General features: G+C 75.0%; 12 protein-coding genes and 1 pseudogene. 9 read left to right on the top strand and 4 right to left on the bottom strand.

What is annotated here, in order from left to right; genetic code table 11:
* The first annotated feature begins 17 nt into the window (after positions 1-17).
* Positions 18-1,094 carry an ATP-dependent DNA ligase gene (locus ACZ5DC_RS04080; RefSeq protein WP_468649135.1) on the top strand — a complete coding sequence of 359 codons (1,077 nt, stop codon included), beginning with the start codon at positions 18-20 and terminating at the stop codon, positions 1,092-1,094.
* A 93-nt stretch (positions 1,095-1,187) separates the two neighbouring features.
* Here the strand turns inward: ACZ5DC_RS04080 and ACZ5DC_RS04075 are convergent, their stop codons facing one another.
* Positions 1,188-1,652: a MarR family winged helix-turn-helix transcriptional regulator gene (locus ACZ5DC_RS04075; protein WP_468649133.1), complete on the bottom strand. Its 465-nt coding sequence runs from the start codon at positions 1,650-1,652 to the stop codon at positions 1,188-1,190.
* Positions 1,653-1,884: 232 nt separating this feature from the next.
* Between ACZ5DC_RS04075 and pcaH the strand changes: the two genes are divergently transcribed.
* The 5 genes and pseudogenes from pcaH to ACZ5DC_RS04050 all read left to right on the top strand — a co-directional run.
* Positions 1,885-2,658, top strand: coding sequence for a protocatechuate 3,4-dioxygenase subunit beta (gene pcaH, locus ACZ5DC_RS04070; RefSeq protein WP_468649131.1), 774 nt, complete (start codon positions 1,885-1,887; stop codon positions 2,656-2,658).
* 5 nt (positions 2,659-2,663) lie between these two features.
* Entirely contained in the window at positions 2,664-3,266 is a 603-nt protein-coding gene (pcaG, locus tag ACZ5DC_RS04065; protein ID WP_468649129.1) for a protocatechuate 3,4-dioxygenase subunit alpha, read from the top strand.
* The gene (gene pcaB / locus ACZ5DC_RS04060; RefSeq protein WP_468649127.1) at positions 3,263-4,603 is read left to right on the top strand and encodes a 3-carboxy-cis,cis-muconate cycloisomerase; all 1,341 of its coding nucleotides are present in this window, start codon (positions 3,263-3,265) and stop codon (positions 4,601-4,603) included. The genes pcaG and pcaB overlap by 4 nt, the downstream gene beginning before the upstream one ends.
* The gene (gene pcaDC / locus ACZ5DC_RS04055; protein ID WP_468649125.1) at positions 4,600-5,721 is read left to right on the top strand and encodes a bifunctional 3-oxoadipate enol-lactonase/4-carboxymuconolactone decarboxylase PcaDC; all 1,122 of its coding nucleotides are present in this window, start codon (positions 4,600-4,602) and stop codon (positions 5,719-5,721) included. Before pcaB ends, pcaDC begins: the two co-directional genes overlap by 4 nt.
* Positions 5,722-5,798: 77 nt before the next feature.
* Positions 5,799-6,392: pseudogene (locus ACZ5DC_RS04050) on the top strand (SDR family NAD(P)-dependent oxidoreductase); the annotation flags it as partial.
* 19 nt (positions 6,393-6,411) lie between these two features.
* On the opposite strand, the gene ACZ5DC_RS04045 reads toward ACZ5DC_RS04050, so the two are convergent.
* Positions 6,412-9,327, bottom strand: coding sequence for an ATP-binding protein (locus ACZ5DC_RS04045; RefSeq protein WP_468649123.1), 2,916 nt, complete (start codon positions 9,325-9,327; stop codon positions 6,412-6,414).
* Between the two features lie 272 nt (positions 9,328-9,599).
* Here ACZ5DC_RS04045 and ACZ5DC_RS04040 point away from each other — a divergent pair, with 272 nt between their 5' ends.
* Positions 9,600-10,748 carry a DUF2510 domain-containing protein gene (locus ACZ5DC_RS04040; protein WP_468649121.1) on the top strand — a complete coding sequence of 383 codons (1,149 nt, stop codon included), beginning with the start codon at positions 9,600-9,602 and terminating at the stop codon, positions 10,746-10,748.
* Positions 10,749-10,884: 136 nt separating this feature from the next.
* Here the strand turns inward: ACZ5DC_RS04040 and ACZ5DC_RS04035 are convergent, their stop codons facing one another.
* Positions 10,885-11,499 (bottom strand): TetR/AcrR family transcriptional regulator, encoded by a 615-nt coding sequence (locus ACZ5DC_RS04035; protein ID WP_366752396.1) that lies wholly within the window; start codon positions 11,497-11,499, stop codon positions 10,885-10,887.
* A 232-nt stretch (positions 11,500-11,731) separates the two neighbouring features.
* On the opposite strand from ACZ5DC_RS04035, the gene ACZ5DC_RS04030 reads away from it, so the two are divergent.
* Entirely contained in the window at positions 11,732-12,532 is an 801-nt protein-coding gene (locus ACZ5DC_RS04030; protein WP_468649119.1) for a phosphatase PAP2 family protein, read from the top strand.
* Positions 12,529-13,488 carry a DMT family protein gene (locus ACZ5DC_RS04025; protein ID WP_468649117.1) on the top strand — a complete coding sequence of 320 codons (960 nt, stop codon included), beginning with the start codon at positions 12,529-12,531 and terminating at the stop codon, positions 13,486-13,488. The genes ACZ5DC_RS04030 and ACZ5DC_RS04025 overlap by 4 nt, the downstream gene beginning before the upstream one ends.
* 92 nt (positions 13,489-13,580) lie before the next feature.
* On the opposite strand, the gene ACZ5DC_RS04020 is transcribed toward ACZ5DC_RS04025, so the two are convergent.
* Positions 13,581-14,414, bottom strand: a complete 834-nt coding sequence (locus ACZ5DC_RS04020; RefSeq protein WP_468649114.1) for an LURP-one-related family protein — start codon at positions 14,412-14,414, stop codon at positions 13,581-13,583.
* Positions 14,415-14,429 lie beyond the last annotated feature (15 nt).

Below are 14,429 nucleotides of genomic sequence, written 5' to 3'. Positions count from 1 at the left end.
CGAGCAGAATCGGAGGCATGGATCTGCCCGTCATGCCGCCCGTGAAGCCGATGCTCGCCAAGTCGGTGGCGAGGATCCCGCCGGGGATGCACTACGAGGCCAAGTGGGACGGTTTCCGGTCGATCGTGTTCCGGGACGGGGCCGAGGTCGAGCTGGGCAGCCGGACCGGAAAGCCGCTGACCAGGTACTTCCCCGAGCTGGTCGCGGCGCTGCGGGAGCGGCTGCCCGAGCGGTGCGTGCTGGACGGGGAGATCGTCATCGCGCGGGGCGGCCGGCTGGACTTCGACGCGCTGACCGAGCGCATCCACCCGGCGGCCTCCCGGGTGCGGATGCTGGCGGAGAAGACCCCGGCGTCCTTCGTCGCCTTCGACCTGCTCGCCCTGGACGACCACTCCCTGCTCGACGTGCCGCTCACCGACCGCCGCGCCCTGCTGGACCAGGCGCTGGCCGGGGCGGGCCCGCCGGTGCACGTGGCGCCGTCGACGACCGACATCGAGGTGGCCCGGCGGTGGTTCGAGCAGTTCGAGGGCGCCGGCCTCGACGGGGTCGTCGCCAAGCCGCTCACCCTGCGCTACCTCCAGGACGAGCGGGCCATGTTCAAGATCAAGCACGAGCGCACGGCGGACGTCGTCGTCGCCGGGTACCGCTTCCACAAGAGCGGCCCGGTGGTGGGCTCACTGCTGCTGGGGCTGTACGACGGACAGGGCCGGCTTCAGCACGTGGGCGTGTCGGCCGCGTTCTCCATGAAGAAGCGCGCCGAGCTGGTCGAGGAGCTCCAGCCGCTGCGCATGGAGGACGTCTCCGGGCACCCGTGGGCCGCCTGGACGGACGAGACCGCGCACGAGACGGCCCGGCTGCCGGGCGCGCCGAGCCGCTGGTCGGGCAAGAAGGACCTGTCCTGGGTGCCGCTGCGGCCGGAACGGGTGGCCGAGGTGGCGTACGACCACATGGAGAACGGCCAGCGGTTCCGGCACACGGCCCGCTTCCGCCGCTGGCGCCCGGACCGCACACCGGAGAGCTGCACGTACGGCCAGCTGGAGGAACCGGTCCGGTACGACCTCGCGGAGATCCTCGGCGAGAAGGGCGGCGGCTGAGCGGGCCTGAGCCCGGGGCCCGGGCAGGCCAGGGGCGCCGAGCCACGGCGCCGACGACGGCCACCGCCCCGGCCACGGCCACGGGGGCCGGCGTCAGCTCCGCGCGGCCGGCGGGCCGGCCGGGTGGCGCAGCTCCTCGGCCGCGTCCGCGACCCGGCGGATCAGGTCGAAGAACACGGTCTGTTCCTCGGCGGACAGCGGGGCGAGGAAGAGCTGGTTCATCCGGGCGGTCCGCACGGTCAGTCTGCGGTGGGTGCGCAGGCCGTCGTCGGTGAGGCGGAGCAGGAAGCGCCGGCCGTCCTGCGGGTCGCGCACCTTGTGCAGCAGTCCCCGGCGGTCGAGCCGGCTGATGACCTCGGCGATGGTGGAGCGGTCGAGGCCCACCCGCTCCCCCACGGTCCGCTGGTCGAGCCCGGGTTCGGCGACGAGGGCGTTCATGACCGCGAACTGCGGCGAGGTGATCTCCTCCGAGACCATCGTGTTCCACAGCAGGTAGTGCGCCTGCTGGAGCCGCCGGGCCAGATGCCCGGGATGGGTGGCGAGGTCCACCGCGGCCATGTGCGCTCCCCTGGTCGATTCGTTGGTGCACTGAACGATACCCGGCACCTGGTCATCGTGTCCCGTTCCTGCGACCGCACAGTTGCCAGCCCTTGACGGTCACCGCCTCCGGTGGCAGCGTGAGCAGCACCTCGCCGGAATAGTCAGTGTGCTGACTACTTGCCCTGACTACCCACTCCCGAGGAGCCGGAGGGACCTCCTCCTCGAACGCCCAGGAAGCGTCAGGTGTCCCATGCCTCTCACCCAAGCCGACATCGACCGGGAAATCGCCGCGGCGCACGCCGCCTACGAGAAACGCGTCGCCGACGGCGCCCCCGTCGAACACCACCCGCGCCGCGACTACGCGCCGTACCGTTCCTCCGCGCTGCGCCACCCGAAGCGGCCCCTGGTGGCGATCGACACCAGCCAGGACCCCGAACTGGTGGAACTGCACTCCCCCGCCTTCGGCGAGCGTGACCTGGCCGAGGCCGACAACGACCTCACCCGGCAGCACACCGGGGAGCCCCTGGGCGAGCGGATCACCGTCTCCGGACGGCTGCTGGACCGGCACGGGCGCCCGGTCCGCGGCCAGCTGATCGAGATCTGGCAGGCCAACTCGGCCGGCCGCTACGCCCACCGGCGCGAGCAGCACGACGCCCCGCTGGACCCGAACTTCACCGGTGTCGGCCGCGCCCTCACCGACGCCGAGGGCCGCTACCACTTCACCACCGTCCAGCCGGGCCCCTACCCGTGGCGCAACCACGTGGGCGCCTGGCGCCCCGCGCACATCCACTTCTCCGTGTTCGGCTCGGCGTTCACGCAGCGACTGGTGACGCAGATGTACTTCCCGAACGACCCGCTGTTCCCGTACGACCCGATCCTGCAGTCCGTGACGGACGACGCGGCCCGGCAGCGGCTGGTCGCCACCTACGACCACAGCCTGTCGGTGCCGGAGTTCTCCCTCGGCTACCACTGGGACATCGTGCTGGACGGCCCGGCCGCCACCTGGACGGAAGAAGGACGCTGACCGCCATGACGATCACCGACCCGAGCGGCCCCGACCGGGTGCCGCCCACCCCGTCCCACACCGTCGGCCCGTTCTACGGCTACGCGCTGCCGTTCCGCGGCGGCGAGGAGATCGCGCCGCTCGGCCACCCGGACACGATCACCGTGCACGGGCACGTCCTCGACGGCGAGGGCGCCCCGCTGCCCGACGCGCTGATCGAGCTGTGGGGTCCGCGTCCCGACGGCACCGTCCCGCACGTGGACGGCTCCCAGCGGCGCGACCCGGCGACCGGCGGGCACCTGGGCCGCAACGGGGTGGAGTTCACCGGCTGGGGCCGCGTCCAGACCGACGCGGACGGCCACTGGTACGCCCGTACCCTCCGGCCCGGCGCACGCGGGCGGAACGCGCCGTACCTCAGCGTCTGCGTCTTCGCGCGCGGTCTGCTCGTGCACCTGTTCACGCGGATCTACCTGCCGGGCGACGAGGCCGCGCTGGCCGCCGACCCGCTGCTCACCCGGGTGGGCGACCGGCGCGACACGCTGGTCGCGAGCGAGGAGGCGGGCGGCGCCTACCGTTTCGACATCCGCCTTCAGGGCGAAGGCGAGACGGTCTTCCTGGAGTTCGAGTGACATCCGCTTCCCCTCCCTGTGCCGACACCGGCCTGCTCGCCCCGGGCTGGGCGCTGACGGGCGCCGCGTCCGAGACGAGCGACCACGCGTACCTGCGGGCCCTGCTCGACGCGGAGGCCGCGCTGACCCGGGCGCAGGCCGCGCTGGGCCTCGCCCCGGCCGGGGCCGCGACGGCGGTGACCGAGGCGGCCGTCCCGGAGCGGTTCGGCATCCGCTCCCTGGCGGCGCGGACCGCGGACGGCGGCAACCCGGTGATTCCGCTGGTCGCCGACCTGACGGCGGCGGTCGGCGCGGAGTACGGCCCCTACGTCCACCGCGGCGCCACCAGCCAGGACATCCTGGACACCGCGACGATGCTGGTCGCCGCGCGCACGCTCGCCCCGGTCCTGGCCGACCTCGGCCGCACCGAACGGGCGCTGGCCCGCCTCGCCGCCGAGCACCGGGACACGGTGCTGCCCGGGCGGACGCTCACCCAGCACGCCGTCCCGACGACGTTCGGGCTGAAGGCGGCGGGCTGGCGCTCGCTGGTCCTGGACGCGCGCGACCGCGTCACCCGGGTCCGGGACGCGCTCCCCGCCCAACTCGGCGGCGCCGCCGGGACCCTGGCGGCCTTCCGGGCGTACGGCACCGAGGACGCGGCCGCTCTGACGCGGGCCTACGCCCGCGAAGCCGGCCTCGCCGCCCCGGTGTTGCCCTGGCACACCCTGCGCACCCCGGTGGCCGACCTCGCGGGGTGCCTGGCGTTCACGGCGGGGGCGCTGGGCAAGCTCGCCGTGGACGTCCTGGCGCTGTCGCGCACCGAGACCGGCGAGGTGAGCGAGGGCAGCGGCGGCGGCTCGTCGGCCATGCCGCACAAGGCGAACCCGGTGCGCGCCACGCTCCTGGCGGCCGCCGCCCGGCGCGCCCCGCAGCTCGCGGCGACGCTGTACGGCTGCCTCGCCGCCGAGGACGAGCGGCCGGCCGGCGCCTGGCACGCCGAGTGGGAGCCGCTGCGCGACCTGCTCCGGCTGGTGGGCGGCGCGGCCTCCCACGCGGCGGAGCTGGCCGAGGGGCTGCGGGCGCACCCGGCCGCGATGCGCCGCAACCTCGCCATCACCCGGGGTCTGATCGTCTCCGAGCGGCTGTCGGCCGCCCTCGCGCCCGTCCTGGGCCGGGCGCGTGCCAAGGAGCTGCTGACCGAACTGGCCCGCCGCGCCCACACCGAGGACCGTCCGCTGTCCGAACTGCTGGCGGAGACCGGCGAGCTGGAGGGTGCCGACCTCGACGAGCTGCTCGACCCCGCCCACTACACCGGCTTCGCCGGACCCCTCACCGACCGCGCCCTGGAGCGACCTTGACCGTGCACCTGCTCAACCACCGTGCGGAAGGCCCGGCTTCCGCTCCCGCGCTGCTGCTCGGCCCCTCGCTCGGCACCTCCCTCGCCCTGTGGGACGGCGTCGCGCCCGAGCTGTCCGCAGCCCACCGGGTCGTCCGCTGGGACCTGCCCGGGCACGGGGGCTCGGCGGCGGACCTGATCGGGCCGGGCGCGACCGTCGGCGACCTCGCCGCGCTGGTCCTCGGGCTGGCCGACGCCCTCGGCATCGACCGGTTCGCGTACGCGGGCGTGTCCCTGGGCGGCGCCGTCGGCCTGCACCTGGCCGTCCACCATCCCGGGCGGCTGTCCTCGCTGGCGGTGCTGTGCTCCTCCGCCCACTTCGGCGGGGAGGCCCCCTGGCGGGAGCGGGCGGAGCGGGTGCGCCGCGAGGGCCTGGACGGGCTGGCGGACAGCGCCGGGGCGCGCTGGTTCACGCCCGGGTTCAGCGTGCCGGGGCTGGTCCGCGACCACCGGGAGGCCGATCCGGGGGCGTACGCCGCCTGCTGCGACGCGCTCGCCGCGTTCGACCTGCGCGACCGGCTCGGCGACATCACCGTGCCGACGCTGCTGGTGGCGGGCCGGCAGGATCCCGCGACCCCGCCCGCCCATCTGCGGGAGATCGCCGACGCGGTGCCGGCGGCGACACTGGTGGAGCTGCCCGGGGCCTCCCACCTGGCGCCGGCGCAGTGCCCGCGGGCCGTGCTGGGCGCGCTGCGGACCCACCTCGGCGGGCCGCCGGCCGGCGGCACGGCGGTGCGCCGGGAGGTGCTGGGCGACGCCCACGTGGATCGCGCGCAGGCCCGGCAGACCCCGTTCACGGCCCGCTTCCAGGACTTCATCTCCCGCTACGCCTGGGGGGAGATCTGGACCGACCCGACGCTGTCCCGCCGCGAGCGCAGCATGATCACGCTGACCGCGCTGGTCGCGCACGGCCACCTCGACGAGCTGGCGATGCACGTCCGGGCGGCGCGGCGCAACGGGCTGACGCCGCAGGAGATCGGCGCGGTGCTGCTCCAGACCGCCGTGTACTGCGGAGTGCCGGCCGCCAACGCGGCGTTCGCGACGGCCCAGCGGGTCCTCGCCGAGGAGGAGGCGGGCTGAACGGCGGGGTGACCGGAGCCGGTCGTACTCCCGGCAAAGGCTCGTTACCGGCGCCCGGGCCTGCGTAGGCTGACGGCATGTCCACTGTTCTGATCACCGGTGCCACCTCCGGGCTCGGCCGGTACGTCGCCTTCGAGCTGGTCCGCTCCGGTCATCTGGTCCTGGCGCACGGCCGTGACCGGGCGCGCACCGAGCGGCTGGTCGCGGAGCTGCGCACGGAGGGCGCGGCCGAGGGCTTCGTCGCCGATCTGGCCCGGCTGGCCGAGGTGCGGGAGCTGGGCGCGCGGGTGGCCGAGGCGCATCCCGGCCTCGACGTGCTGGTCAACAACGCGGGCGTGGGCGCCGGGACACCCGGCTCCGGGCGCGAGCTGAGCGCCGACGGGCACGAGCTGCGGCTCGCCGTGAACTACCTCGCGCCCGTGGTGCTGACCCGCGCCCTGCTGCCGGTGCTGCGGGCGAATCCGCCGGCCCGGATCGTCAACGTCGGCTCGGGCGGCCAGGAGCCCGTCGACTACGCCGACCCCGGGTTCACCCGCGGCTACGACGGCCTGGCGGCCTACTGCCGCAGCAAGTTCGCGCTCGCCGCGTACACGTTCACCCTCGCCGAGGAGCTGGCGGGCAGCGGCGTGTCGGTGAACGTGCTGCACCCCGCGACCTACATGGACACGGCGATGGTCCGCGAGGGCGGCATCACCCCGTGGAACTCCGTCGCCGACGGGGCGCCGGGCGTGCTCGCGCTGGCCACCCGGGAGACGGGCAGCGGCGGGTACTACGACGGGACACGGCCGGCGCGGGCCCACGAGGCGGCGTACGACGCAGACGTCCGCGAGCGGCTGACGGCGCTGACGGAGCAGCTGCTGGGCAGGTGACGGCGCGAGCCCCGTGCCGCCTCCGGGGCGGCTCAGCGCATCCCCCGCCCCGTCTCCAGCGCCTCCCCCGCCCCGTCTCCAGCGCCTCCCGTGCCCGGGCCACCAGGTGCTCCGCGCCGCACGCCCGCGCCAAGTCCAGACCCCGGCCCAGTTCCGCGGCCGAGCGGGCGGCGATGCCGTACTCGACGCGGGCCGCCGCGTGCTCGTACTGGCAGGGTGAGGCCTCCAGGTAGGTGACGGCCCGGGCGGCGAGCCGGACCGCCCGCTCTCCCGTCGCCAGGGCGGCGGAGCAGCGCAGGGCCTCGCCGATGGCGGTGTCCGTGCCGAACCGCTCGGCCTGCCGGCGGGCGTCGGCCGCGAGCTGGGCGGCGCGGTCCGGGTCCTGCCCGGCGAGCGCCTTGGCGAGGTCGATGGACCAGGGCGCGAGGACCGGGTTGTGGCCGCCGCGGGAGGCGGCGGTCTTCTCGGCTGCCTCGAGTTCGTTGATGCCGTCCTCGGTGCGGCCGACGGCGAGCAGCAGCCGGCCGCGCACGGAGCGGATGTCGGGCAGCACGATGGTGGACGGGTACGGCGGCGCGAAACCGTACCGTTCGGCGACCGACCATGCCTCCCCGATCCGGCCCCGGGCCAGCAGGGTGTCGACCAGACCGCAGGTGGCCGACCAGTACAGCGGCAGTCGGCGGCCGACGCGCTCGGCGAGGACCAGGGCCTCGCGCAGGGCGGACTCGGCGTCGCGCAGCCGGCCCTGCCTGCGGTAGGCGAGCCCGAGGAAGGCGTTGGCCAGGGAGAGGTGGCCGCCGTGCCAGCCGGCCGTGGTGTAGACGCGCCGGGCCTCGGCGAACAGGCTCTCGGCGCGGTCGAGCCGGTCGGCGTAGGTGTAGGCGCTGCCGAGCATCATCAGCAGCTCCATGCCCCACTCGGTGTCGGTCCAGCCGAGGCCGGGCGCGAGGCGGCCGTTGACGAGGGCGCGGTCGCACAGGCCGACGACCTCCTCGGCGCTCTCGCCGTGGGTCATCGCGTCGAAGCCGCGCAGGATCAGCAGGGCGCGTTCGGCGTTGTCGCGGCCGGTGCAGGTGCCGGCCAGCTCGGCCAGGCGCCGGGAGCGGGCCGGGGAGACGGTCTCGCCGTGGATGCCCTCCCACATGAACTGGAAGGCCTGCAGCCGCATCCGGACGGGGCCCGCCTGGTGCCGGGCGGCCTCGGCCTCGACCGTGTGGACGGCCTCCTCCAGCTGGTCGTTGTGGAGCAGCGCCTGGGAGAGGCGGACGACGGCGTCGACCCGGTCGTCGCCGCCGAGGCCGGACATGCCGAGGGCGCTCTGAAGATGGCCGATGGTGACCGCGGGGCTGGTCAGCAGGGTGGCACAGCCCAGTTCGTACAGGACGTGCGCGTGCACCTCGGGGAGGGGCGGCTCGGCCAGGGCGCGCTCCAGGCAGCGGCGGGCCGCGTCGGGCGCGCCGACGGCGAGGTGCTCGCGGGCGGCCTCGCGCAGCTGCTCGACCAGTTCCTCGTCGTCGTCCGGGTGCACCTTCAGCAGGTGCCGGGCGGCCTCGGCGGCGCCGCGGCCGCGCTCGGTGATCATCTGCGCGGCGACGCCGTGCATGGCGGTGCGCACGCCGGGCGGGATGGAGTGGTAGACGGCGGTGGCGATGAGGGGGTGGACGAACTCCAGCTCGCCGTCGCCGCGTTCGGCGCCGGCGGGCGGCCGGGGTCCGGTGAGGATGCGGGCGTTGCAGAGGAGTTCGGCGCAGGTCCGGGCCAGTTCGTCGTCCATGGTGGCGAGTTCGGCGACCATGTCGACGGTGATGCCGGTGCCGAGGATGGCGGCGGCCCAGGCGAACCGGGTGGCCTCCAGGCCGAGGCCCTTGAGCCGGTCGACCAGTCCGCCGCCGCGGGCGGCGCGGTTGAGGGCGCGCAGCTCGCCCGCCTGCGCCTCGACGGGCTGGAGTTCGCTGTCCTGGACCTTGGCGAGGAGTTCGACGGTGTCGTACGGGTTGCCGCCGGTGACGGCCCAGACCTCGCGGCAGAACGCGTCGTCGGCGTGCCGGCCGACGGTGGCGCGGGTGAGTCCGGCGGTGGCGTCCGGGGTGAGGGCGCTGAGGTGGTGGGCGGGGCGGCCCGCGGCGGCCACCTCGTCGAGCAGGCGGGCGCTGTCCCCGCCGGCCTCGCCGGGCCGGCGGGCGACCACGACGAGGACGGAGAGGTCGTCGAGGCGCTCGGCGAAGGCGGCGAGCCAGCGCAGGGTCTCCGGGTCGGCCCAGTGCGCGTCGTCGACGAGCAGGACCAGCGGCCACTGGCGGCGGGAGAGCCGGCGCACGGCGGCGACGAGTCCGTCGCGGACGTACTGCGGGTCGGCCTTGTCTGCCTGCGGTTCCGCTATGCCGAGGGCGGGACCGGCGATGTCGTACCAGTCGCCGAGGTACTCGCGGGCCTCGTCGGGCAGCAAGGACAGCAGCGCGGGCTGGAGCAGCTGCCGTACGACGTGGAACGGGACGGACCTCAGCGTCTCCGCGCCGCGCGCGGACCAGACGGCGCAGCCGCGGCGTTCGGCGACGCGCCGGATCTCGGCCAGCAGCGCGGTCTTGCCGAGACCCGCCTCGCCCCGGATGACCAGCAGGCTGCCCGCGGAGGACTGGTCCGCGCACAGGACGTCGAGCGCCTGTGCGACGGTGGCGAGCTCGGCGTCCCGCTCCCACAGGGGAGCCGAGCCGGCCGCCGCCGGCCGTCCCTCCGTCATCCCGTTACCTCCCCAGGTCGCCCGAATGACGTACGGAACCCGAGCGTAGCCGTCGGGCTGGACCTCTGGTGGCGCCTCACGGCAGCTGTTGCCCGGCCGGGTGAAACGGGGGGCGGGCGGACGACGCCGCCGCCCGCGCGACCAGCGGACGGGGTGTCAACGACGGCCGCCCGAGGTGGCCGCCGAGAATTCCGGGGAGAAATGTTCGGCTTCGCCCCCTTGGCGGCGGATCCTCTCATCCCGCTTTCACGCTCGCCTCATACGGTGGGGGCATGACGCAGGTGACTCCTCCCGGGTGGTACCCCGACCCCGGGCAGACGAACGACGGTCCGCCCACCGAGCGCTGGTGGGACGGCAAGGCCTGGACGGACCAGACCCGCCCCGCCGGCACGGCCGCCGCGTGGGGTCCCCCGGGCGGCCCGGCGGCGGACGGCGGGCCGCAGCCGGCCGGTCCGCCCCACCCGGCCGGTCCGGCGCCCTCGGCTCCCGCCGGGTTCGGCGCCTACCCGGGGTATCCGGCGCAGCAGGGGTATCCCGGCCAGCAGGGGTATCCGGGCCAGCCGGGTTACCCGGCCTATCCCGCCCAGGCGCCCGCCCCCTCCCGGCGACGGCTGCGCACGGGCATAGCCGTCGCGGTGACGGCCGCGGTACTGGCGAGCATCGGGGTCGGCGTGTACGCCCTCACCGCCGACGGCGGTGGCGGCGGCGACCGCGCCGGGTCGCGGCAGGGCCCTGGCGGCGGGCAGGACGGCGGTCAGGGCGGAACGTTCGGCGGGCCCGGCGGCGGCTCGGGCGGGAGCGGCGGCCCCGGCGGCTCCGGTGGCTCCGGTGGCTCCGGTGGTTCCGGCGGGGCCTCGCCGTCCCCGGGTCAGTCCGACGCGCCGAAGGTCAAGGGCGGCGGCACCGTGGCGGACCCGGTCAACGGCATCAGCCTGCCGGTGCCGAAGGGCTGGACCGGACAGACGATCAGCGTCGGGGCGCAGGTGACCTCCGACGACGCCTACAAGTGCCCGGGCAACTCGGCCCAGACGTGCACCGCGGGCGGCGCCTACACGGCCCCGGCGGTGGCGCTGGGCATCAAGGCCGACACGGCGGAGGCGGTCGCGAAGGCGGACATCGCCGCCAACGCCAAGCAGTCGTACGGCGGCACCACCTACGGCAGCATCACCTCGCACGAGGTGCTGGCCTCCCAGGCGGTGACGGTGGCCGGGCAGAAGGGCTACCTGGTGCGCTGGAAGACGGTCACCAGCAAGGGGTCCGACGGCTACGTCGAGTCGGTCGCCTTCCCCTCCCCCGACGACGCCCGGCAGATCGTGGTGGTCCGCTTCGGCGTGGACGTCGGGCAGAAGCTGTCCGTGATCGACGAGATCCTCAAGGGCATCAAGGTCTCGGCCGGCGGCGGGAGCGGCCAGGACGTCTGAGCAACGGATCGGCCGGGTGGGATCCCCCTCCGCTCAAGGAGGATCCCACCCGGCCGGGGGTGCGCGCCGCCCCCGTCCCCACGGTGCGGCGCGGGCAGGTCACCGTCCAGTCATCCCGTGGACGGCGGCCTGGGTCTCAGGTCAGTCCGAGCGAGGGCAGCACGGCGGCCTCCACGAAGCGGACGAGGTAGTCGGAGTCGGCGTACTGGCCGTCGAGCACCGGCCGCACGCGCAGGAGGCCGAACATCATGGCCGGGACGAACTCCAGCGCCGGGTGGCCCGCCCGGACCTCGCCCCGGGCCACGCCCCGGGCCAGGATCTCCTCCAGCGCGGCGATCTCCGGGTGCACCAGCGCCTCGCGCAGCGCCTGGGCCAGTTCCTGGTCCGCCGTCACCGCGTGCCCCAGCGCCTGGAGCAGCCGGGTGTCCTTGCCGGACCAGTCGCCGGCGGCCCGCGCGGCCTGGCGCAGGTCCTCGGCCAGCGATCCGGTGTCGATGCCGGCGAACTTCACCCGGCGGTTGGCGCGCAGCGCCGCCGCGACGAACTGCGGCTTGGTCTTCCACTGCCGGTAGAGCGTGGACTTGCTGCACCGGGTGCTGGCGGCGATGCCCTCCATGGTGACGGAGTCGTAGCCGCACTCGCGGATCTGTTCCAGCACGGCGTCGAAGAACTCCCGCTCACGCTCCGGCGTGATCTTGGAGCGGCGCGAGGCGACGACCGTGTCCGGTGCGTCCGCGGCCTGCGACGTCATGCGGTGCTTCCCCTCACTCGTGTCCGTTGCCCGTGCCCGTGCGGTGCCTGGTGCGCGTGCGTGTTCCGTGCTGTCTCCAGTGTGGCCCACATCAATCGATACGCCAGTGTACCGGTACCCGACCGTATCGGTACACTGGCGTATCGGTACGGCAACGTATCGATGAGTTCCGGTACGGACCGGGGCTCGTCCGCACCACGACACGCACCACCGTCAGCGAGGGGGCCGGGGGATGAACGCCCGAACCGAGCCTGCGGAGGCGGAAGGGGAACCGGAGACTCCGGCCCGTCCGCCTCTGATCCGTGAGTTCCTGCTGGTCGCCGGGCTCTTCCTGGTCTACAAACTGGGCCGCCGGCTGGCCACCGGCCACACCGCGGACGCCTTCCGCAACGCCCGGCGCGTCTGGCACCTGGAGCGCGGCGTCCACCTCCCCCACGAGACCGCCGTGCAGTCCGCGCTGCTGCACGGCGACACCCTCGTCCACCTGGCGAACACCTACTACGCGACCGTCCACTTCCCGGCCACGCTCGCCTTCCTGGTCTGGCTGTACCTGCGGCGGCCCGCGCACTACGTCTGGGCCCGCCGGGTCCTCGCGGTCCTCACCACCGCCGCCCTCGTGCTGCCGTTCACGTTCCCGCTGGCCCCGCCGCGCATGCTGACCGGGACGGGCCTGGTCGACACCGCCCGGGTCTACGGCCCGTCGGTGTACGGCCCGCCCTCCAGCGACCACCTCTCCAACCAGTTCGCGGCGATGCCCTCGCTGCACTTCGGCTGGGCGCTGATGGTGGCGATCGGCCTGATGGCCGCCACCCGGTCCCGATGGCGCGAGCTGTGGCTGCTGCACCCGCTGGTCACCCTGCTGGTGATCGTGGGCACGGCGAACCACTACTGGCTCGACTCGATCGTCGCCACGGCCATGCTCGGTCTCGCCCTCGCGGTCGTCCCCGCGCCGTGGCGCACGGCCCGTACGGCGGGTCGCGGCAGTGGTCTGCCGAGGCCGCGCGAGGCCGTCCTGGCGGGAGCGGGACGATGAGCGCCGCCGCCCTGGCCGCCCTCGGCCTGTCGCTGGTGTCGGCCGTCGCCTACGCACTCGCCGCCGTCGCCCAGGAACGGCTCGCCTCGCGCAGCGCCGGCACCGGCCTGCTGCGGCTGCTGGGCACCGGGGCCTGGTGGTCGGCGGTCGGGCTGAACTCCGCCGCCGCGCTGCTGCACGTCGTCGCCCTGAAGTACGGCCCGCTGACCGTCGTACAGCCGCTGGGCGCGCTCACCCTGGTCGCCGCCGTGCCCCTGGGCGCGCGGGCGGCCGGCCGGCGGGTGAGCGCGGTGGAGTGGCGCGGTACGGCGCTCACGCTGCTCGGGCTGGCCGCGCTGCTGGTCACCGCCTCCGGCCCGGCGCCCGCCCGGGTGCTGTCGCTGACCGAGGCCCTGGTGGTCGCCGGTACGACCGCCGCCGGGATCGGTCTGCTGTCCCGGCCCGGCGCCCGGCCGGGCCTGCGGCACGCCACCGCGTCCGGCTTCGCCTCCGGGGTCGCCTCCGCCCTCACCCAGACCGTGACCGTGGCGGCGACGGACCGCTCGGGCCCGGCGCTGAGCACGGAGGTGATCGTGGTCGCCGTGCTCGTCGCGGCGTTCGCCGTCGGCGGGCTGCTGCTGTCCCAGACGGCCTATCGCGGCGGCCTCGGCGCCCCGCTGGCCGTGGTCACCCTGGCCAACCCGGTGGCCGCCGCGGTGATCGGCCTGACCCTGCTGGGGCAGGGCCTGCGGGGCGGCACGGCCGGGGTGCTGCTGGCCCTGGCCGGGGCGGGGCTGGCCTCCTGGGGCGTGCTGCTGCTGACCCGGGTGGCGCCCGTGCCCGCCGGCCCGGACGAGGCCGGCGACGACGAGCACCCGGTGGCGGCCGTGCTGGCGCTGGAGCCGGGTACGGCGACCGCGGAACCGGTGCTGCTGCCCCGGCAGCCGGACCAGCCGGGGCACCTCACGGCCCTGTGACCGCCCGGGCGTACGGCGGCGGCCGGTGCGCGGAACGCTCCGCGGGCACCGGCCGCCGTCGCCGTGCTGCTCGACCTGTCCGGGCGCGCCGGTCAGCCCCAGCCGCGCGCGTCCTGCTTGAGCGCGGTGTCCACCGTCAGCGCCGTGGCCACCACGAGGCTCAGCAGCGGTTCGGGCAGCTGGTAGTGGATCTGCAGGACGTAGTTGTCCGCCGTCGTGAACAGCGTCTTGGCGAGGCCCTCCCAGGTCTTGGTGATCCGGGCGACCTCGTTGTCGGCGTGGTCGACGATCGAGAAGTTCCAGGCCCGCCAGTTCTCCGCCTTGATGGCGCCGACCTGCTGGCCGTTCGCCGTCATCGCGAAGTTGATCTTCCCGATCATGTTCTTCTGGACGATCTCACCGGCCGGCGAGCCGTCCGGGCGGGTCACGATCACCCGCGACTTGAAGATCTTCGCGGGCCGGGTCAGCAGCAGCTGCGGCCGGCCGTGGGCGTCGCGGATCTCCAGCTTGTGGGTGAGGAACTGGTCCAGGCTGGAGACGAAGCGCAGGATCTTGCGCAGGACGCCCTGACCGACCTGGGTGACCGAGCCGATCTCCCGGCCGTTCTGATCCATGACCTTGTACTCGTTGGTCAGCTCGATCAGCTTGGCCTTCTGGTTCACGACCAGGACGGGCTCGGTGAACAGGGTGCCGCCACCGGGTCCGCCGCCGGCGACGCCGGCCTGCTGCTGCACCTGGCGCCGCACCTTGGCGTCACCGGCCTGCTGCTGCGGGAAGGCCGCCGGCTGCGGCGGGACCGGCCCGGCCTGCTGCTGGGCCGGGTTGGTGTGCTCGGTCCACTGCGTGCCGTCCCAGTAGCGGAGCGTCTGTGCCGCTCCGTGCGGGTCCGGGTACCAGCCTGCAGGAGTGTTCGATTGCGTGGTCACCGGGGCACACTACCC

Source organism: Streptomyces sp. NPDC031445 (assembly GCF_055581365.1).
This window is presented reverse-complemented; position numbering and strand designations above follow the sequence as displayed.